Source organism: uncultured Flavonifractor sp. (genome assembly GCF_944385615.1).
In the GTDB taxonomy this organism is placed as follows: domain Bacteria; phylum Bacillota; class Clostridia; order Oscillospirales; family Oscillospiraceae; genus Flavonifractor.
Window position 1 is genome coordinate 14,124 of the sequence record NZ_CALWXV010000031.1, and the last position, 16,842, is coordinate 30,965.

The following is a 16,842-nucleotide window of genomic DNA, read 5'->3' on the forward strand; positions in this document are numbered from 1 at the left end:
ATGAAAACGCTCATTGCCACACGGCCTATTTTGTATCAGGGGCGCATGATTCAGTCTGGGGATCGGCTCCCCGCCGATGAGCAGAAGATGGTAGAGGCCTGGCTGCGGGCCGGAAGCGCCTGCTGGGTGGGAGATGTGACCGCCGCCGATACAGGCGGGGAGGCTGCCCCCGACGGCGCGGTCATCCCCGATGCCCTGGATATCGTAGACGGCCACTTTACCGTGGATAGCCTGATGACCCTGACCAGGGAGTCCATGGAGGACCTGGTCCAGGACCTGGGGCTGGACAGTGCCAAGTGCAAAAATAAGAGCGAACTGGCCCAGCTGCTGGCGGCGGTGGAGCTGGAGGCCGCCTCAGAGGAAGAGGACCCGGCCACATGAGCAGCTTTCAGGAGGCCGTGGCCCGGGACGTCCACGGGGTATTCCTCAACGTGGAGGAATTTGCCCAAATACGCACCGTCCGCTATGACGGCCAGGAGTACCTGGATATCCCCATCGTGCTGTCCGACCGGAAGGAAGAGGCCCGGCGGCAGCTCCAGTCCGACCACGTCCAGGGGCTCTATCAGGTCTCCGCCGTCCTGCACTGTGCCCGGTCCGACCTGGGCGGGAACCAGCCCGAACAGGGCGCCCGCCTGTCGGTCAATGACCGGGAGGGGGGCGGCGGATATTTCCGGAGCTTCTATGTGGCCGCTTCCGGCTGTGAGATGGGGATGCTCCGGGTGGAACTGGAGGCGATGGACGAATGAGCTACGCCATCACCATTGACGAAATCGACGATAGCCTTGACCGGGTATCGAAGCTCCTGTTCGGAATTCCTGATGGTGTTTATCGCGCCGTTGGCAGCGCCTTAAAACGGTCTGCACAGCACGGTCTCACCGTCGGTATGAAGATCGTTTCCCAGGAGTATGCCATCTCACAGGGGGAACTAAAATCTAGGACGCGGAACATCAATACCATTGTCAAGGACACCTCCGGCTCCTATGAGATCACCTTCGGCTATCGCGGGAATGTCATTCCCCTTATCAAGTTCGACACCAAGCCTGGTGCGGGCGGGAGAATCCATACACGTGTCTTGCGTTCCAGCGCCCAGCAGACCCTTGAAAATGCCTTTGTTGCCCATGTGGGCGGACATACCGGCGTGTTTGAGAGAGAGGGCCAGGAGAGATTTCCCATCCGAGAGCGGTTCGGGCCTTCTGCCATCCAAGCGTTTTATGCCCATGAAGAGACGACTGACAAGATGGACCAGGAAATTTTACAAACTTATGAGCGCCGGATCGAGCATGAGATCAACGCGCTCCTCAACGGCTGGAGGTGAGTTTATGACGAAAGTGACGCTGCTGGAGCAGCTGCGGGCCTTTACCCAGGCCAGCACAGGGGATATGCGCCTGCCCACCGTTCTGCAACAGGATGAGGACGCCCAGGCATACCGGGCGCCGGAGGTCTACTGTGCCCGCCTGCCGGACAGCAGGGCGGCCAAGAAGAAAGCCCCCTATATCCTGCATCAGATCATCACCGGGAAAGATGCCTTTCCAGCAGGCAAACACCCCCAGAGCGCGGCTGTGGTGCGCACCATCTTCTGTGTGTACCACGGGGACGAGCAGGAGGGCGGACTGCTGCTGCTGGGCCTGATGGAGCGGCTGAGGATCGCCCTATTGGAGCAGGTGGTCATCGGCCGGCAGTTCATCCTGGATCTGGGCGAGGGCTTGGAGACCCTGGTCTATCCCGATGACACAGCGCCCTATTTCATGGGAGAGATGAGCTCTGTATGGAGGCTCCCGACGATTGAAAGGAAGATAGCACATGGCAAAGACGCAATCCAATTCTATGGCGGCGGATACCCCCCAGATCAGCGGGGCCGCGTCCGCCAGGACCCGGAAACCTGACCGCGCCGCCGCCGGATTTTTCTGCTACATCGGCCCCAGCATTGGGGGCCTGATCCGGCACGGCGCCATCTACCGGGGGACCAGACGGGCGGCTCTGACCGCTGCGGCGGCTGCCATCGAGCAGTACCCCCTGGTCAAGACCCTGATCGTCTCCGGGGACAAGCTCCCGGAGGCCAGGCTGAAGGCAAAGAGACCGGGCAGCGCGCTGCATCAGAACTATCAGCGGCTGGCCGGAAAAGCGTAAGGAGGCACTGATATGGCATTAAATCTTGGCGTTCATGTATCCGAACAGGCCACGGCGGTGAGCACCCCGGTGAAGGCGGATGTGAGCGTCCCCTTTGTGGTGGGGGCGGCTCCCGCCCACGCTGCCGCCACCCCGGCAAAGGCCAACGTGCCGGTGCTGTGTACCAGCTGGGACGAGGCGGTAGCCAAGCTGGGCTTTTCCTACGACTGGAAAAGCTATCCCCTGTGTGAATTTATGTATGCCCACTTCCAGCTCTACGGCTGTCAGCCTGTGATTTTCTGCAACGTGCTGGACGGGAGCAAGTCCGGCATGGCGGACAGCGCCGCCGGAGACGGCCAGGAGGCCGTCCCCGTGTCCGACCACCAGGCGGTGCTTCCCTTTGCCGCCCTTGCCGACACCATCCAAGTCAGTACGGAGGCCGGTTTCAGTACCGTGCTGGAGCGGGACAGCGATTACAGCGTGTTCTATGACGAGGGCGGGACGGCCTGCCTGGTGGAGCTGCTGGAGTCCGGTGAGCACTACGACGAGAGCCAGCTGTACATCAAGTACAGCGCCGTCAAGCCCGACGGGGTGGAGCAGGCCGACATCGTGGAGGGCCTGGGGGTCATCGACGCCTGCATGAGCACCGTGGGCCTGATTCCCGATCTGATCTGCGTCCCCGGCTGGTCCCAGGACAGCGTGGTGGCGGCGGTGATGGCCACCAAGGCGGCGGGCATCAACGGCCTGTTCCGGGCCAAGGCCCTCATCGACTTTGACTGCGGCGCAGACGGCGTGCGAGAGTATTCCGAGCTGCCGGCGGCCAAGAGCCAGGGCAATCTGGTGGACGAAAACCAGATCCTGTGCTGGCCCATGGTGCGGCTGGGGGACTACATCTTCCACATGTCCACCCACCTGGCGGGACTGATGGCCCAGGTGGATACGGGCAACGGCGGCGTGCCCTATGAGAGCCCGTCCAATAAGAACTTCCAGATGGACGGCTGCTGTCTGGAGGACGGCACGGAGGTCAGCCTGACTTTTGAACAGACCAACCTCATCGCCGGATATGGCATCGTCACCGCTCTGAACTTCATGTCCATGGGCTGGACGGCCCGGAACAACTACACCGCCTGCTATCCCGGCAACACCGATGTGAAGGACCAGTTTATCCCCGTGTCCCGGATGTTCGACTTTGTAGCCAACACCCTCATCCGCACCTTCTGGTCCAAGCTGGACAAGCCCATGAACCTGCGGCTGCTGGACAACATCCAGGACACCTGCAACATCTGGCTCAACGGCCTGGTGAGCCAGGAATACCTGCTGGGGGCCAGGGTGGAGCTGATCGCCTCGGAGAACCCGGTAACCAGCCTGCTGGCCGGTATCATCTCCTTCCACATCTACCTGACCCCGCCCGTCCCGGCGCAGGAGATCCACTTTACCATGGAGTTTGATGTGGATGCTCTCACCAGCGCCCTGAATCTGGCTTCGTAAGAAGGAGGAAACCGCTATGAGCGCCAAACAGCCTGCGGCTTATATCAATCTGGAGATCTATGAGGACAGCGTCAATCTGCTGGGCGTGGCCAAGGTGCAGCTGCCCGCCATTGCCTTCCCCTGTGTCAACATCTCGGGCGCGGGAATGATGGGGGAGATGGAGGTGCCGCTGTACGGCATGGTCAGCAACATGACCACCACCATCACCTGGCTCACCCCCCACGGGGACGCGGTCAAGCTGATGTCCCCCCAAAAACACCAGCTGGATATGCGGGTAGCCGAGGAGTACTGGGACGTGGAGCAGGCGGATGTGGGCCTCTGGGCCGACAAGTATGTCATGATCGTCCGGCCCAAGACCACCACCCCCGGCACCGTGGCCCCCATGGCCTCCGCCGACACCTCCGGCGAGTATGTGGTGTACTATTTTGCCGCGTACAAAAACGGCGAACAGCTGTGGGAGGTAGACAAGCGTAACATGAAGTGCGTCATCCTGGGCGTGGACTACATGGCCGAGGTACGCAAGGCCCTGGGCAAGTAACGGGGCACCTATGTAACACAGAAAGGAGATCATTATGGCGACAGAGACCATTAAAAAGCCGGTGGACGAGGCGGAATTTGCCCAGGCAGAGCAGGAGGCGGCCCAGGCCGCCGACGGATATGTCCACACCTTCCAGACCCCATTTACTTACTGCGGCAAGACCTATAACAAGCTGACCTTCCGCTTTGACCAGCTCACCGGCGCGGACAGCCTGGCGGTGGAGGACGAGCTGCAGCTGCTGGGGAAGGCGGTCATCGTCCCCACCTTCTCCGGGCAATATCTGACCCGGATCGCCGCCCGTGCCTGCCAGGAGAAGCTGGACTTCATGGCCTTCGAGGCTATGCCCATCTGGGACTATAACCAGATCAGGAGCCATGCCCGCTCTTTTTTCATGGCCTCCGAGCTGTCCTAGCCGACGGCGGGGCCTGGCTGAGACGGCAGTGTCTGGTGCTGGCCCAGACCAACCATACGCCGGTCTCCTTCTGGCTGTCCCTGCCCCTGGGGGAGCTGGTGCGGTGGATCCATGCCAGCAATGAACTGGTCCGGGAACGGGAGAAAGACCGGCCCCAGACCTGAAGGGAGGCGGAGCTATGGCCAGCCGGAGAGAATATGAGATGCTGTTCCAGCTCAACGCAAAGCTGGGCGGCAATTACGCCAAAACCTTCCGCTCCGCCCAGGCGGAACTTGTCGGCATACAGAAGAAGATTCAAGCACTTTCCAAAACACAATCGGACATCGCAGCCTTTCAGAAGCAGCAGACGGCGGTGGAGAATACCCGAAAAAAGCTGGTCATGTTGCAGCAGCAGTACGACAACATCCAGCAGGAGCTTCAGGAGACCGGCAATGCCTCTTCCGAGCTAAAGAATAAGCTTCTATCCAAGCAACGGCAGTTGGGGAATACCACGGATGCTCTGGAGGCCCAGAGTGAGAAGCTGGAACAGCTGGGGGGCGCTCTGCGGGCAGCGGGGGCGGACACAGATGACCTGGCTGCAAGTTCTGCCAAATTAAAGCGTCAGATAGAAGATCTGAGAGCTGAGCAGGACAGAGTGGTAAGCAGTATTCAAAGCTTCGGCAACCAGGCCGGGCAGGCCTTTTCTGCCGCCTATGAGGCCCTGGCTGCGGCGGGCATCGTGACCGGGCTTCAGTCCATCATGACCTACTTTGCCGGATGCGCCCAGGCTGCCATGGACTTTGAGAGCGCCATGACCGGCGTGGCCAAGACCACTGACTTTACCGATGAGGAACTGGTGGCCATGTCGGACGCCATCCGCACCATGTCCACCCAGATCCCCGCCACCACCCAGGAGCTGGCGGCCATTGCTGAATCGGCCGGACAGCTGGGCATCCACAAGGAGTCCCTGCTGGACTTTACCGAGACCATGGCTATGCTGGGCACCGCCACCAACATGACCGCCGACGAGGCGGCCACCAACCTGTCCCGGCTGGCCAACATCACCGGCATGTCCCAGGAAAACTTCGGCCGCCTGGGGTCCACCATTGTGGACCTGGGCAATAACCTGGCCACCACGGAAAAAGAGATCGTGGACATGTCCATGCGCATCGCCGGCGCCGGTCACCAGGTGGGCATGACCGAGGCCCAGATCATGGCCTACTCCGGCGCTCTGTCCTCGGTGGGCATCCAGGCTGAGGCGGGCGGCTCCGCCTTCTCCACCCTCATTTCCGATATGTCCCTGGCCGTCCAGCAGGGGGAGGGGCGGCTGGAGCAGTTTGCCCAGGTGGCCGGTATGTCCGCCGAGCAATTCGCCCAGGCCTTTGAGACCGACGCGGCCGGGGCTATCCTGAAATTTATCCAAGGCTTGGGGGATCTGAGCGCCCAGGGGCGCAGCGCCATCGCGGTCCTGGATGACATGGAGCTGTCCGACATCAGTATGCGGGACGCCCTGCTCCGTGCCGCCGGGGCCAGCGGCACCTTTACCGAGGCCCTCAAGACTGCCAGCACGGCCTGGAAGGACAATACCGCCCTTACCACCGAGGCGAGCAAGCGGTATGCCACCGCCCAAAGTCAGCTGATTATGATGGAGAACGCCTACCAGAACCTGAAGGCGGCCATTGGCGAGGCCTATACTCCGGCGCTCCAGAAGGCTTACCAGGTGGGGACCCAGCTCTTCAATGGACTGGCGGCCTTTGCCCAGACAAACCCGGCCCTGGTCAACGGCTTCACCGCCTTTGCGGTGGTGCTGGGGGTGGTGGTAGCGGCTCTGGCGGCCTATACCGTGGCGGCCAAACTGGCGGCGGCGGCCTCCGCCATGCTGAGCGCCTCTATCCCTGGCCTCAACATTATCATGGCCGTTACCGTCGCTCTGGCGGGGGTGACGGCAGCAGCGGCCAGTTTTGCTACCACGGCCTCTGAGGACGCGGTGCCCTCTGTGGAGGAGCTCACCGCCTCCGCCCGGGAACTGAACGACACCCTGGAGGAGGCCCAGTCAACCTACCAGGACACCACCGCCCAGACCATGGCCACCGCCGACGCGGCAAAAAGCTATCTGGACCGCCTGGTGGAGCTGGAGTCCGCCCAGAGTATGACAGAGGAACAGACCAGGGAGTACAACAACACAGTGGCTCTGCTCCTCAACCTGATGCCGGAGCTGTCGGAGCAGATCCAGACCAACGTGGACGACTTTGGAAACGTCGCCTATGTGATCGACCAGGGCGCCGCCTCCCTCTACGGCTATGTGGCGGCCTACCAACAGGCGGCCCAGCAGCAGGCCTCGTCGGACTATCTGGAGAGTTACCGCACCGCCTACAACGACGCCTACAGCGAATACTACAAAAACCAGATCGAGCTGTCCAAGGCCACGGCCCAGGTCACGGAATTGGAGAACAAGCGTGCCGGGCTGCTGGCCCAGATCCAGCCGTTGCAGGAGAAGCAAAACCTTACCCAGCAGGAGCAGGACGAGTTGTACAAGCTGCTCAACATCGACCTGGCGGGGGTCAACAGGGATCTCTCAAAGGCCTATGAAGTCCAGGATATCTACAACAGCGCGGTGGAGGAGAGCAAAGCCGTTCTGGAATCTGCGGAGCAGGGCCTGCTGGATGCGGAAAACGCCATGAAAAACTATGCCGCCGAGGCTGAAAACGGCGCCGGCGCCACTGCCAGCACGTCGGATCAAATCTTTGCCCTGCAAGGCCTGCTGGTCAATACCAAGGAACAGATCGACGCCCAGGCCCAGAGTTACAAAGACGCCTATCTGGCCGCATACGACAGCATCTCCGGGCAGTATGCCCTCTGGGAAGAGGCTGCGCCCGTGGTGGCCACCAGCATCGGGGAGCTCAACACGGCCCTGTCAAGCCAGGTGGACTACTGGCAGGACTACAACAACAATTTGCAGTCCCTGATCGACCGCAGCGGGGAGATCGAGGGCCTGCGCGATATGCTCTCCTCCTATGCCGACGGGTCCCAGGAAAGCGTCAACGCCATTGCCGGCCTGGCCGGGGCCACCGACCAGCAGCTTCAGACCATGGTGTCCAACTGGCAGGCGTTACAGCAGGAGCAGGGTAAAGTGGCCGGCAGTATGGCCGACCTCAAGACCGACTTCAACACGTTTGTAGAAGAGATGCTAGAAAATCTGGCGGCGAAAATCGAGGCCATGAACCTCAGCGAAGAGGCGGCTGAGAGCGCCGAACAGACCATACAGGGCTATATCAATGGGGCCAACAGTATGCTGCCCCAGGTGCAGGCGGCCTATGCCGGCCTTGCCCGGACAGCCCGCAATGCCCTGTCCCCATCGGGGGGCGGCCTGACTCTGAACATACCGGGATACGCCTCCGGTACCCAGAGGGCGGCCCCCGGCCTGGCCCTGGTGGGCGAACAGGGCCCCGAGCTGGTCTACTTCGGCGGCGGGGAGCAGGTGATGACCGCAGCGGAGACTGCGGCTTTGCAGGCGCGGCTGTCCATCTCCGGCGGGGAAGAAGCCTTGCCCGGCACCGGGGGCTCGGTCCATCTGGGCGGGGTCCAGGTGGTGTTCCAGATTACCGGCGCCCCGGCGCCGGAGGTGGTGGAGGACCTGCGAGCCTATGGGGACGACTTTGCCCTGCGGGTGCTGGAGGTCCTGGAAAACGCCCAGATAGACGCGAAACGGGGGAGCATGGTATGAGCAGAACCTATACAACGGTCCAGGGGGATATGTGGGACGCTATTGCTTATGCCCAGCTGGGCAGCACCGACCACACCGACCGGCTGATGAGGGCCAACCTTCCATACCGGGAGATCTACCGGTTTCCCGCGGGCATTGTGCTGACCCTGCCTGAGATCCCGGAGCGGACCGGCAGCACCCTGCCGCCCTGGAAGCAGGTGACGGCATGAGCGACGCCAACCAAGCCCGCCGCACGGCGGTAGAGGTCGCGTTCGGCGGGGTGGACATCACAGCGTCCATCCGGCCCTATCTGCTCTCCCTGACCTACACCGACCAGGAGGCGGAGGAGGCCGACGACCTCCAGCTCCAGCTCCAGGACCGGGAGACCCTCTGGATGGAGGACTGGCTGGCCCAGGCCGTGGACGCCGCCTCTGCCGCCAGACTCTCCATGGACGCGGTGATCGTCCGGGAGAACTGGCTGGGGGACGGCAAGGACGTGGTCCTGCCCTGCGGGACCTTTGAGCTGGACAGCGTGGATGCTTCCGGTCCGCCCGCTGTGGTCACCATCAAGGGCACCGCCCTGCCCTTCAGCGCACAGATCCGGCAGACCAGAAAGTCCAAGGCCTGGGAGGCCTATACCCTGTCTGGAATCGCCGGGGAGATGGCCGCCGCCTGCGGTATGACCCTGATGTATGAGGCGGCCACAGACCCCTTTTACCAGCGGGTGGAGCAGGTGGACACCAGCGACATCGGCCTGCTGTCCATCCTGTGCCGGCAGGCGGGGATTTCCCTGAAGGCCACCAGCCGCATTTTAGTTCTCTTTGACCAGGCCGCCTATGAGGCCAAGCCAACCGTGCTTACCCTCCGGCGGGGGGACGGCAGCTATACCAAGTACAAGCTGAACGTAGGCACCGCCGACACCCAGTACGCCTCCTGCCGGGTCAGCTACACCGCCCCATCCGGGCAGTGCATCTCCGCCATGGCCAAGATTGAGGACTACAACGAAGACGCCAAAAACAATCAACAACTGGAGATCACCGCCAAGGTGTCCAGCGCGGCAGAGGCCAAGGCGCTGGCTGAAAAGCTGCTGCGGCTGCACAACAAATACGCCAAGACTGCCACCTTTACCCTGCCGGGCAGTCCCCAGCTTGTGGCGGGGGTCACTGTGGCCCTGGAGGGCTGGGGGGCGTGGGACGGGAAGTACCTGGTCACCCAGGCCAAGCACACGGTGGGGGGCTCGGGCTATTCTGTGCAGGTCAAGCTGCGGAAAGTGCTGGAGGGATACTGATGGATGAGCAAATCATCAGACGGATGGTGCGCATCGGTACAGTGACGGCGGTGGACAACGGCAAGCGGCTGGCCCGGGTGAAGTTCCCGGACACCGGCCACACCTCCGGGTGGCTGCCTGTCCTGGCCACGCCCCCCGCCATCCCGGACTATACCGTACCCCAGCGCACCGAGTATGAATCCGGCGGCAGTGACGCCGCCGCCTTTGCCAGCCACAAGCATGATCTGACCATCAAGCCCTGGATGCCCAAGGTCAACGATACCGTGCTGACCCTGTACCTGCCGGTATTCAACGGGGACGGCTTTGTGTTGGGAGGGATTCTTTAATGGCAGTTGTGGGATGCCTGGGCGAGGTGATTTTCCAGGTGTCCGAGGAGGTGGTGGAGACCCTGGATAATATAAGCTGGTCCGGCTCGGCCCGGTACAGCACCCACCAGCGCCACGGCGCCAACGCCCTTACCGAGTTCACCGGGCTGGACCCGGACAAAATCACCTTCGATATCACCCTGTCGGTGGAGCTGGGGGTGGACCCTATGGCCGAGGTGACCAGGCTGTGGGGATACGAACGGGGCGGCACGGCGGTGCCCCTGACCATCGGGACCCATGCCTATGGAAAGTACCGGTGGAATATCACCAAGCATGAGATGAAACCAAAGGCCTTTGACCGGGCGGGGAACATCACCCACGCCACGGTATCGGTGAGCTTACAGGAATATCTGAGGGGGTAGGGCATGCGCTATACAGTCTCCGCCACCGACCTGACCGCCATCCGGTTCAACGAAACCGACACGGTGGCGTCGGTGCTGCAAAATATCGCCGTCATCCTGTCCACCCGAAAGGGGACCATCCCCCTGTACCGGTCCTTCGGGCTGGACATGGACTTTCTGGACAAGCCCGTCCCGGTGGCCAAGGTCCTGATGATCGCCCGGGTGCGGGAGGCCATCGAGACCTGGGAGCCCCGGGCCACCGTGCTGGATATCTCCTTCCGGGAGGACCCTACCCAGCCCGGCCTTCTGATCCCAACCGTGGAGGTGGACATCGACTGTGGCTAGAAACACAGAATATCAATTTGTGCCCACGGATGCCGGGGAGGTGGTTTCCCTTCTCACCGCCCTCTATGAGCAGATCACCGGCGCCACCGTCCGCCCGGCCAGCCCGGAAAAGCTGTTTATCCAGTACATGGCCAACATCATCGTCCAGGAGCGGGTGCTCAACAACTACACCGGCAACCAGAACGTACCCAGCCGGGCGGAGGGGGAGAACCTGGACGCCCTGGCGGAACTAACCGCCGCCCAGGCCCGCCCGGCAGCCAAGGCCGCCGTGTGTACCGTGCGCTTTTCCATTTCAGAGGCCCAGGATACCGCCATCCTCATCCCGGCGGGGACCAGGGTCACCGACGGCAGCGGCACCCTGGTCTGGGAGACTCAGAGAGACGCCTATATCCCCATCGGTGAGACTTTTGTGGAACTGCCTGTCCGGTGCCAGACCGCCGGAACAGTGGGCAACGGCTACGCCGCCGGGCAGATCAATAAGCTGGTGGATCTGTACGACTACTGCTCGGAGTGCGTCAGCATCACTGAGCCGGCAGGCGGCTCCGACGTGCCGGATGATGAGGCCTATTACCAGCTGATCCGGGCCAGTATGGACGCCTTCAGCTGTGCCGGGGCCAAAGGGGGGTACATCTATTTTGCCAAGCAGGTGAGTACCGAGATCGCCGACGTGGTGGCCAATTCTCCCACGCCCGGCGTGGTGAAGCTCTATGTCCTGATGGCAGACGGGACCCTGGCCCCCCAGGAGGTCAAAGCCCAGGTGCTGGCGGCGTGCAGCGCCGACCAGGTGCGCCCCCTTACCGACCAGGTGTTTGTGGAGGACGCTGAGACGGTACCCTATGACGTGGCCTTTACCTACTACACTCAGACCGGAAGCACGGCCAGCGGGGTGGAGGTGGCTGCGGCGGTGGAGCGGGCGGTGGAGGCGTTCAACACCTGGCAGCAGGCCAAGCTGGGGCGGGATATCAACCCCTCCAAATTGATCTCCCTGCTCATGGAGACGGGCATCAAGCGGGTGGCTTTGACCGCCCCCGCCTTCACCGTCCTCCGGGACGGCGGGGACAAGACGGTGCCCCAGGTGGCGGCTTTGGGCTCTGTCACCATCACCAACGGGGGATATGAGGATGAATGACCACGGCATCACCAAAGAAAACCTGATGGAGACTCTGCCGCCCGCCCTACGGGCTGACCCGTCGGTGACGGCGCTGGCCGAAGCCCTGGCTACCGTGCTGGCCGAGCGGGTGGGCGAGCTGGACCGGCTGCGCATCTATCCAGCTATCGACCGGCTGGAGGAGCCGCTGCTGGACCTGCTGGCCTACGACTTCAAGGTGGACTGGTGGGACGGCAACTACAGCCTGGAGGAGAAGCGCCGGACCCTGAAGGACAGCTGGCGGGTCCACAAGACCCTGGGCACCAAGGCCGCCGTGGAGACGGCCATCTCGGCCATCTACCCGGAAACCAAGGTGGCCGAATGGTTTGAGTATGGTGGGGAGCCCTATCATTTCAAGCTCTATATTGACGTCTCCCATGAGGATATTCACTCGGAGCGTCACCGCCGCGTCCTGGAGCGCATGAACTTCTACAAAAATCTCCGCTCCCATTTGGACAGCATCATTTACATCATTCGGGCGGAGGGGACCGCCACAGGCTATACGGCTGCCGCAGCTGCCGGTCAATCCATGAGAAGCACGGTTTTGGTTCAGCCGGGCGGGGTCCATCCGCCAGATATCCGGGCGGATGTGCCGGCAGCCGCTTGCGCGGGCGGGGCATATGTGCGCCTTGCCGTGCCGGTGGAGATTCGTGGAGAAGTCCGCCCGCCTCATCCCGCTGCCGGCGTGGCGTCTGGCGTGGGCTTGTCCGGCTGGTATGCCCGGGCACAGGCAGAGGTAAAGGCCGACGGGGTAGGCATAGCGCATATCCGGCCGCCTGTGTACACCGGAGGCAAAGCAGCGGGGACCTATTTCAAAGTGAAAACGGGGGTATCAACATGAGCTGGAATAACGCTGCCGTTACCAATGCAGGCGTGGCACTGCTGAACGAATCTTTGGCAGGCCATATCCTGACCATCACAAGCGCGGTAGGCGGCGCCGGTACGCTGGAGGACCAGGAGCTGGCCTCGGCTGTCGATGTGGTGGACCAGAAGCAGACTTTTTGCCTGATGGGTCTGGAAGATCTGGAGCAGGGGAAGCAGGTGGGCGTCCAGATCTCCAACAAAGGAGTTTCGGAATCCTACATCCTGCACCAGATCGGCGTGAAAGCCAAGCTGGAATATGAGGAAGAGGAAACGCTGCTGTTTCTCTTACAGGATGACCGGGGCGTGGAGATCCCTGCCGAAGCGGAGAACCCTGACTTCCTCTTTGAGGTGTACGCCACCATTGCGATTTCCAATAAGGCGAACATTACGATCAACGTAAACCCCAATGTGATTGCGTCGGTGGAGTATGTGGATCGGACGTTTGTAAAGCTGACCAGGAAGATCAACGGCAAGGACCTGTCCCAGGATGTGACGCTGACCGGTGAGGATATCCCTGTCAGCGAAGAGGATGACAGGAATCTCAATGAGGTCTTATCTGAGAAGGCAAATATTGACCTTGTTATGTGCCGACGTCCGGTAAGCGGAGAGGATTTGAATAAACCGTATCCATATCCTTACTCTAATATGGTTGGTCCTGAGTCGGGATTCGGGCCAAGAGAAGAGTATTGGTATATCGAATATTTTCCGTTTGATGAAAATACCGGAATACAGGTTATTACATCTCCCACTGGGAAGGACAGGTGGTTTCGTACCTTTCATTTTGATGTGCCTGGAGAATGGTTGCAAATTGCCACCGCCACCCTGCCGGAGGAGTCCGATTTGCCTCTAGTGGATGGATGGACAAATGTAGACAGGTCTACCTACTTCAAAACGCAAGAAAATGTTGTGGTGCTCACTTTAAGCGCACAGTACATTAGTGGTGCGATTACGGGTGAGAGCCATGTTGCTACATTGCCGGAAGGTTATCGCCCTGCAAAAACTATCCCCGCACTTTGCGGAATCGGTGAGTTAGGATCAACGACTGGGTATATCAAAGTAGATGCCAGTGGAAATGTATTTTTTGGGGCAGGTGAGCAGAGTGTCAACAAGGTCTTTGCGCAAATTTTGTTCATAGGTTCATGATAAAAAAAGTGCGAGAGGTGCGATATGGGATATAAACACGAATGTGTCATAGATGCACAAAACCGCTATAAAACCTTGGTTCGGGTGCATCTAAAAGATCAGGAAGGCGAGCAAATCCAGAACTACGAAATGCTGGAAGGTGAGTCGCTGGTGGACACCATTCCCCCTGTTATGCGGCCCTATGCGGGCGCTGTGGGCTTTATCAGCCCCCGGTGGGATGCAGACACATCCGCCTGGGTCGAGGCTGCCGCCGAGGAGGAGATCACTGCCTGGGAGGCGGAGCACCCCGCCCCGAAAAAGCCTGAACCCACCCCCACGGTGGAGGAGTTACAGGCCAAGATTGCCGCCCTGACCACCTCCAATCAGATGCTGGAGGACTGCCTGGTGGAAATGGCGGCGGTGGTTTATGCGTGACCAGAAGCGCGGAGGCGTGCGGAGCAGCCGCACAGTGAGGCCCGGAGACGAAAAAACAGGGCGGGCCGTCCCCCGAAGGCCCGGCGGCATTTTTCGCGAAGGGGCGAACAGTGTGGCGTCGTGCAGCCGCCGCAGCGTGACAAGAAGTCCTTGGGAGGCCCAATGTGGGCCTCGGTTATGACTGACCTATTGGCCCGTTGGGCCTTGGGAATATATTTATGTTTGGAAGGAGACAAAGAAATGATGGCTATGTTGTTCGCGGTTCGTATTGTGGAGGAGCGCACCAAGTTCGACCAGGTGCCCCGGCTTCTGAAGCAGGATGTGGCAGACATTCTGGTGAATGATTTCGGGATGCCCGAGCTGGTGCCCGGTGAGTTCGGCGGCAGCGCCCAGTAACCACCCAAGGAAGTACAAACCTACGATTTGTAAAGGAGAAAAAGTTATGTCTATCAACTACAACCAGCTGACCCCCGCCTGCTACGCCATTGCCAACGCCAACGATGTGGATCTGGGCGTGGGAGACTCCATGCTTCAGAACAACATCCGGCTGGGCCGGGATGAGCACAAGGGCGCTATGGTGCTGCCCCGTGACTTCCGCCCCGACTGGGCCGCGCTGCATGAGGCCAACCCCGACCTGGCCGCCATCAATGACGACTACAACGCCTACATCCGCAAGCGCCAGTACCTGATGAAGCAGCTCAAGCCCCTGTGGAACAACGGCGACTACCAGGGCATGATCGATCTGATGGAGGCCACTGCCGACCCCGGCCCCGTGTCCGCCCCCGCCAGGGAGGAGTGGGAGAAGGAGCAGGAAGAGGCCGCCACCGATGAGTAAGCGCATTGCTCTGATTCCCTTCCAGTCCATTGAGCGGCTGGAGATCGTGGTCACCAACTGCCGCAAGTCGCTGGCCCAGGTGAAGGGGGAGACGGGGGCCGACTACATCCTCAATGGCGGCATGTGGAACCCGGACGGCTCCCCCTGCCGGGGGCTGAAGGTGGGCGGCAAGCTGCTGTCTTTAACTCCGTGGGGCAACGTCCCGGGCTATGCCTGGGACGCCCCCGGCAATATCACCATGGGCACCGACTGGCAGAGCAGCGCCAACTTTATCGCCGTGTCCCCCATGATCCAGGACGGCAAGGCCCTGGATATTCCCTATGCCGCTGCCCAGGGCGGGAAGCGGGGGAGGTCCGCCATGGGGCTGGTCAATGGCTGTCTGGGGCTGTACTGTTCCTCGGACGGCTCGGGTGACGCTTCCACGCCGGAGGACTTGCAGAAGGAGCTGCTGGACTTGGGCTGGTGCTCCGCCATGATGCTGGACGGCGGCGGGTCCTCCCAGTGCGATTTTGACGGCCGGCAGATCACCGCCGCCCGCAAAGTCCACAACTGGATTTGCGTGTGGCTGAAACAGCCGGCGGACAAGCCGGATGAGAAGGAGGAAACCACCATGAGCAAGATCGTGTGCCTGGACCCCGGCCATGGGCCGGGTAATGTGAACGGCTCCCCGGATGGGGCATATAAGGAGCATGAGTTCACCTGGGATCTGTACACCCGCCTGAAGCTGCTGCTGGAGCAGCAGGGCGTGACGGTTGTTTGCACCCGTACCCAGCAGGAGGTCCCCGGCCTCACCGCCCGGGCCAACGTCAGCAACCGGGCCGGGGCCGACCTCTTTGTCTCCCTCCACTCCAACGCCACCGGCGGCGGGGGCTGGAGCAGCGCCCGGGGCTTTGTGGCCTATACCTCCAGCGGCCCGGAGAGCGCCGAGCGCAATCAGGCGGCGGTGGATATCATCAACGCAGTGAAAGCCCAGGGGGTGGTGTTGTTCGGCACCGGGAAGCCCTATCATGAGTTGTTCACCGTCCTTACCGCCACCACCGCCCCCGCCGTGTTGCTGGAGTGCGGCTTCCACACCAACCAGGAGGACGTGGCCCTGCTATCCGACTCCACATACCGGGACAAGCTGGCCGCGGGCATCGCCAACGGTATCTTGGCCTATTTAGGCATGGATACCGTGGAGCAGCCAGAGAGCGGCGAGCCGGATCAGCCGTCCCCTTGGGCCAAGGAGGCCTGGAAGAAGGCCGTGGCGCTGGGCATCTTTGACGGCACCAACCCCCAGGGGAATCTGACCAGGGAGCAGGCAGCGGTGATCCTGGACCGGCTGGGGCTTTTGACTGAGCAGGGGGGTGGCTGATATGGAGCATGTCAACGCATTCAAGGCGGCTCTGGCCGCTCTATGCGCCGCCCTGACCGCCCTGTGGGGGTGGTTTGGCTGGGTGGTGGTGGCGTGGATCGGCTGTATGCTCATCGACTACGCCACTGGCTCCGCCGCCGCCCTGCGGGCGGGGGAGTGGTCCAGCAAGTCCGCCCGGGACGGCATCTGGCACAAGCTGGGCAGCGTGGTAGCCGTCATCGTGGCCGGGATTTTGGATGTGGTCATCGGGCACCTGCTGGCCAACCTGCCGGGGGTGGAGCTGCCCTTTGCCTACACGGTGCTGCTGTGCCCCCTGGTGGTCATCTGGTACATCCTCACCGAGGCCGGAAGTATCATTGAGAACGCCGGGGCCCTGGGCGCACCGGTACCTGGGTGGCTCAGAAAAATGATCGCCGCCCTGGAGCAGAAGGTGGAAGAGGCCGGGTAAGCGTAAAAACAGTCGGCGACTTGTCAGGGTAAAATGTCTCTGCCAAACTATAAGAGTCTGAGGAAGTGCATG

23 protein-coding genes are annotated in these 16,842 nt (G+C 61.5%); all 23 read left to right on the forward strand.

Translation table 11 applies throughout. The features are described 5' to 3' along the window. The 23 genes from Q0J75_RS08865 to Q0J75_RS08975 all read left to right on the forward strand — a co-directional run bounded on the left by Q0J75_RS08865 (window position 1) and on the right by Q0J75_RS08975 (window position 16,770). A complete protein-coding gene (locus tag Q0J75_RS08865) occupies window positions 1–381 on the forward strand; it encodes a hypothetical protein (protein WP_297199813.1) in 381 nt (126 codons plus the stop codon). Beyond that, window positions 378–746: a hypothetical protein gene (locus Q0J75_RS08870; RefSeq protein WP_297199816.1), complete on the forward strand. Its 369-nt coding sequence runs from the start codon at window positions 378–380 to the stop codon at window positions 744–746. The genes Q0J75_RS08865 and Q0J75_RS08870 overlap by 4 nt, the downstream gene beginning before the upstream one ends. After that, on the forward strand, window positions 743–1,315 hold the full coding sequence (locus Q0J75_RS08875; RefSeq protein WP_297199818.1) for a phage tail protein: 573 nt from the start codon (window positions 743–745) through the stop codon (window positions 1,313–1,315). Before Q0J75_RS08870 ends, Q0J75_RS08875 begins: the two co-directional genes overlap by 4 nt. A 4-nt stretch (window positions 1,316–1,319) precedes the next feature. Then, on the forward strand, window positions 1,320–1,883 hold the full coding sequence (locus Q0J75_RS08880; protein ID WP_297199821.1) for a hypothetical protein: 564 nt from the start codon (window positions 1,320–1,322) through the stop codon (window positions 1,881–1,883). Next, window positions 1,801–2,127, forward strand: a complete 327-nt coding sequence (locus Q0J75_RS08885; protein ID WP_297199824.1) for a hypothetical protein — start codon at window positions 1,801–1,803, stop codon at window positions 2,125–2,127. The genes Q0J75_RS08880 and Q0J75_RS08885 overlap by 83 nt, the downstream gene beginning before the upstream one ends. Before the next feature lie 12 nt (window positions 2,128–2,139). Then, window positions 2,140–3,594, forward strand: coding sequence for a phage tail sheath family protein (locus Q0J75_RS08890; RefSeq protein WP_297199827.1), 1,455 nt, complete (start codon window positions 2,140–2,142; stop codon window positions 3,592–3,594). 16 nt (window positions 3,595–3,610) lie between these two features. Next, on the forward strand, window positions 3,611–4,132 hold the full coding sequence (locus Q0J75_RS08895; RefSeq protein ID WP_297199830.1) for a phage major tail tube protein: 522 nt from the start codon (window positions 3,611–3,613) through the stop codon (window positions 4,130–4,132). Window positions 4,133–4,166: 34 nt separating this feature from the next. Beyond that, window positions 4,167–4,544: a hypothetical protein gene (locus Q0J75_RS08900; RefSeq protein ID WP_297199832.1), complete on the forward strand. Its 378-nt coding sequence runs from the start codon at window positions 4,167–4,169 to the stop codon at window positions 4,542–4,544. A 35-nt stretch (window positions 4,545–4,579) separates the two neighbouring features. Next, the gene (locus tag Q0J75_RS08905; RefSeq protein ID WP_297199836.1) at window positions 4,580–4,708 is read left to right on the forward strand and encodes a hypothetical protein; all 129 of its coding nucleotides are present in this window, start codon (window positions 4,580–4,582) and stop codon (window positions 4,706–4,708) included. A 14-nt stretch (window positions 4,709–4,722) separates the two neighbouring features. Next, window positions 4,723–8,247, forward strand: coding sequence for a phage tail tape measure protein (locus tag Q0J75_RS08910; RefSeq protein WP_297199839.1), 3,525 nt, complete (start codon window positions 4,723–4,725; stop codon window positions 8,245–8,247). Continuing rightward, the gene (locus tag Q0J75_RS08915; RefSeq protein ID WP_297199843.1) at window positions 8,244–8,456 is read left to right on the forward strand and encodes a tail protein X; all 213 of its coding nucleotides are present in this window, start codon (window positions 8,244–8,246) and stop codon (window positions 8,454–8,456) included. The genes Q0J75_RS08910 and Q0J75_RS08915 overlap by 4 nt, the downstream gene beginning before the upstream one ends. Beyond that, a complete protein-coding gene (locus tag Q0J75_RS08920; RefSeq protein WP_297199846.1) occupies window positions 8,453–9,514 on the forward strand; it encodes a phage late control D family protein in 1,062 nt (353 codons plus the stop codon). Before Q0J75_RS08915 ends, Q0J75_RS08920 begins: the two co-directional genes overlap by 4 nt. Beyond that, window positions 9,514–9,840 carry a hypothetical protein gene (locus Q0J75_RS08925; protein ID WP_297199848.1) on the forward strand — a complete coding sequence of 109 codons (327 nt, stop codon included), beginning with the start codon at window positions 9,514–9,516 and terminating at the stop codon, window positions 9,838–9,840. Before Q0J75_RS08920 ends, Q0J75_RS08925 begins: the two co-directional genes overlap by 1 nt. Beyond that, window positions 9,840–10,241 carry a phage tail protein gene (locus Q0J75_RS08930; protein ID WP_297199850.1) on the forward strand — a complete coding sequence of 134 codons (402 nt, stop codon included), beginning with the start codon at window positions 9,840–9,842 and terminating at the stop codon, window positions 10,239–10,241. Before Q0J75_RS08925 ends, Q0J75_RS08930 begins: the two co-directional genes overlap by 1 nt. A 3-nt stretch (window positions 10,242–10,244) precedes the next feature. Continuing rightward, window positions 10,245–10,565 carry a GPW/gp25 family protein gene (locus Q0J75_RS08935; RefSeq protein WP_297199853.1) on the forward strand — a complete coding sequence of 107 codons (321 nt, stop codon included), beginning with the start codon at window positions 10,245–10,247 and terminating at the stop codon, window positions 10,563–10,565. Continuing rightward, window positions 10,558–11,694 (forward strand): baseplate J/gp47 family protein, encoded by a 1,137-nt coding sequence (locus Q0J75_RS08940; protein WP_297199855.1) that lies wholly within the window; start codon window positions 10,558–10,560, stop codon window positions 11,692–11,694. The genes Q0J75_RS08935 and Q0J75_RS08940 overlap by 8 nt, the downstream gene beginning before the upstream one ends. Next, window positions 11,687–12,553 carry a phage tail protein I gene (locus Q0J75_RS08945; protein ID WP_297199856.1) on the forward strand — a complete coding sequence of 289 codons (867 nt, stop codon included), beginning with the start codon at window positions 11,687–11,689 and terminating at the stop codon, window positions 12,551–12,553. Before Q0J75_RS08940 ends, Q0J75_RS08945 begins: the two co-directional genes overlap by 8 nt. Beyond that, window positions 12,550–13,719 (forward strand): hypothetical protein, encoded by a 1,170-nt coding sequence (locus tag Q0J75_RS08950; protein ID WP_297199858.1) that lies wholly within the window; start codon window positions 12,550–12,552, stop codon window positions 13,717–13,719. The genes Q0J75_RS08945 and Q0J75_RS08950 overlap by 4 nt, the downstream gene beginning before the upstream one ends. 24 nt (window positions 13,720–13,743) lie before the next feature. Continuing rightward, a complete protein-coding gene (locus Q0J75_RS08955; protein ID WP_297199860.1) occupies window positions 13,744–14,133 on the forward strand; it encodes a hypothetical protein in 390 nt (129 codons plus the stop codon). A gap of 240 nt (window positions 14,134–14,373) precedes the next feature. Beyond that, window positions 14,374–14,529, forward strand: a complete 156-nt coding sequence (locus tag Q0J75_RS08960; RefSeq protein ID WP_297199862.1) for a CD1375 family protein — start codon at window positions 14,374–14,376, stop codon at window positions 14,527–14,529. Window positions 14,530–14,575: 46 nt separating this feature from the next. After that, window positions 14,576–14,968, forward strand: a complete 393-nt coding sequence (locus Q0J75_RS08965) for a hypothetical protein (protein ID WP_297199864.1) — start codon at window positions 14,576–14,578, stop codon at window positions 14,966–14,968. Continuing rightward, window positions 14,961–16,322, forward strand: a complete 1,362-nt coding sequence (locus Q0J75_RS08970) for an N-acetylmuramoyl-L-alanine amidase (RefSeq protein ID WP_297199866.1) — start codon at window positions 14,961–14,963, stop codon at window positions 16,320–16,322. The genes Q0J75_RS08965 and Q0J75_RS08970 overlap by 8 nt, the downstream gene beginning before the upstream one ends. A gap of 1 nt (window position 16,323) precedes the next feature. Further along, the gene (locus Q0J75_RS08975; RefSeq protein ID WP_297199868.1) at window positions 16,324–16,770 is read left to right on the forward strand and encodes a phage holin family protein; all 447 of its coding nucleotides are present in this window, start codon (window positions 16,324–16,326) and stop codon (window positions 16,768–16,770) included. Window positions 16,771–16,842 lie beyond the last annotated feature (72 nt).

What these genes read in the sequence shown, in the direction of transcription:
- Q0J75_RS08865 (WP_297199813.1), top strand. Translation starts at nt 1, where the DNA reads ATGAAAACGCTCATTGCCACACGGCCTATTTTGTATCAGGGGCGCATG.
- Q0J75_RS08870 (WP_297199816.1), top strand. Translation starts at nt 378, where the DNA reads ATGAGCAGCTTTCAGGAGGCCGTGGCCCGGGACGTCCACGGGGTATTC.
- Q0J75_RS08875 (WP_297199818.1), top strand. Translation starts at nt 743, where the DNA reads ATGAGCTACGCCATCACCATTGACGAAATCGACGATAGCCTTGACCGG.
- Q0J75_RS08880 (WP_297199821.1), top strand. Translation starts at nt 1,320, where the DNA reads ATGACGAAAGTGACGCTGCTGGAGCAGCTGCGGGCCTTTACCCAGGCC.
- Q0J75_RS08885 (WP_297199824.1), top strand. Translation starts at nt 1,801, where the DNA reads ATGGCAAAGACGCAATCCAATTCTATGGCGGCGGATACCCCCCAGATC.
- Q0J75_RS08890 (WP_297199827.1), top strand. Translation starts at nt 2,140, where the DNA reads ATGGCATTAAATCTTGGCGTTCATGTATCCGAACAGGCCACGGCGGTG.
- Q0J75_RS08895 (WP_297199830.1), top strand. Translation starts at nt 3,611, where the DNA reads ATGAGCGCCAAACAGCCTGCGGCTTATATCAATCTGGAGATCTATGAG.
- Q0J75_RS08900 (WP_297199832.1), top strand. Translation starts at nt 4,167, where the DNA reads ATGGCGACAGAGACCATTAAAAAGCCGGTGGACGAGGCGGAATTTGCC.
- Q0J75_RS08910 (WP_297199839.1), top strand. Translation starts at nt 4,723, where the DNA reads ATGGCCAGCCGGAGAGAATATGAGATGCTGTTCCAGCTCAACGCAAAG.
- Q0J75_RS08915 (WP_297199843.1), top strand. Translation starts at nt 8,244, where the DNA reads ATGAGCAGAACCTATACAACGGTCCAGGGGGATATGTGGGACGCTATT.
- Q0J75_RS08920 (WP_297199846.1), top strand. Translation starts at nt 8,453, where the DNA reads ATGAGCGACGCCAACCAAGCCCGCCGCACGGCGGTAGAGGTCGCGTTC.
- Q0J75_RS08925 (WP_297199848.1), top strand. Translation starts at nt 9,514, where the DNA reads ATGGATGAGCAAATCATCAGACGGATGGTGCGCATCGGTACAGTGACG.
- Q0J75_RS08930 (WP_297199850.1), top strand. Translation starts at nt 9,840, where the DNA reads ATGGCAGTTGTGGGATGCCTGGGCGAGGTGATTTTCCAGGTGTCCGAG.
- Q0J75_RS08935 (WP_297199853.1), top strand. Translation starts at nt 10,245, where the DNA reads ATGCGCTATACAGTCTCCGCCACCGACCTGACCGCCATCCGGTTCAAC.
- Q0J75_RS08945 (WP_297199856.1), top strand. Translation starts at nt 11,687, where the DNA reads ATGAATGACCACGGCATCACCAAAGAAAACCTGATGGAGACTCTGCCG.
- Q0J75_RS08950 (WP_297199858.1), top strand. Translation starts at nt 12,550, where the DNA reads ATGAGCTGGAATAACGCTGCCGTTACCAATGCAGGCGTGGCACTGCTG.
- Q0J75_RS08955 (WP_297199860.1), top strand. Translation starts at nt 13,744, where the DNA reads ATGGGATATAAACACGAATGTGTCATAGATGCACAAAACCGCTATAAA.
- Q0J75_RS08960 (WP_297199862.1), top strand. Translation starts at nt 14,374, where the DNA reads ATGATGGCTATGTTGTTCGCGGTTCGTATTGTGGAGGAGCGCACCAAG.
- Q0J75_RS08965 (WP_297199864.1), top strand. Translation starts at nt 14,576, where the DNA reads ATGTCTATCAACTACAACCAGCTGACCCCCGCCTGCTACGCCATTGCC.
- Q0J75_RS08970 (WP_297199866.1), top strand. Translation starts at nt 14,961, where the DNA reads ATGAGTAAGCGCATTGCTCTGATTCCCTTCCAGTCCATTGAGCGGCTG.
- Q0J75_RS08975 (WP_297199868.1), top strand. Translation starts at nt 16,324, where the DNA reads ATGGAGCATGTCAACGCATTCAAGGCGGCTCTGGCCGCTCTATGCGCC.